Genomic DNA, 404 nt, shown 5'->3' with positions numbered 1-404 from the left:
TGATCATTCCGTTTGCCCTGGTTTTTGCGCTTGGATTCTATCTGAAGAAGAAAAAACTCTCAATAACGATTTTTACCGTAATGACGATCGGCTTCCTGGCCTTAACCATTCCGAATATCATTAATGAAACCGGAGGAAATCCTCTGATTACCCAAATGGGAACCGACCCTCATCTCGGAGCTATGGAAGGTAAGGAAATCCGTTTCGGAAGTGCGTCTTCGGCCTACTGGAGTATTGCGACAACGGTCATTTCCACAGGTTCCGTCAATGCCATGCACGATAGCACAATGCCTTTGTCGGGAATGAATGAACTGCTGGCCATGATGATCAACTGTTTCTACGGAGGTTGCGGCGTAGGAATTCTGAACTACTTCATTTTTATCATTCTTGCCGTATTTATAAGC

The 404-nt window shown here is 44.8% G+C and carries 1 protein-coding gene; it reads left to right on the top strand.

Annotated elements, in window-relative coordinates:
- The coding region (locus ACPYOM_RS22170) for a potassium-transporting ATPase subunit KdpA (protein WP_481347614.1) at positions 1 to 404 on the top strand (404 nt) is incomplete at both ends.

The organism is Monashia sp. HAY1-2A (genome assembly GCF_056755315.1).
Note: the sequence above shows the minus strand (reverse complement) of the source record. Positions and strands in the feature narration are given on the sequence as shown.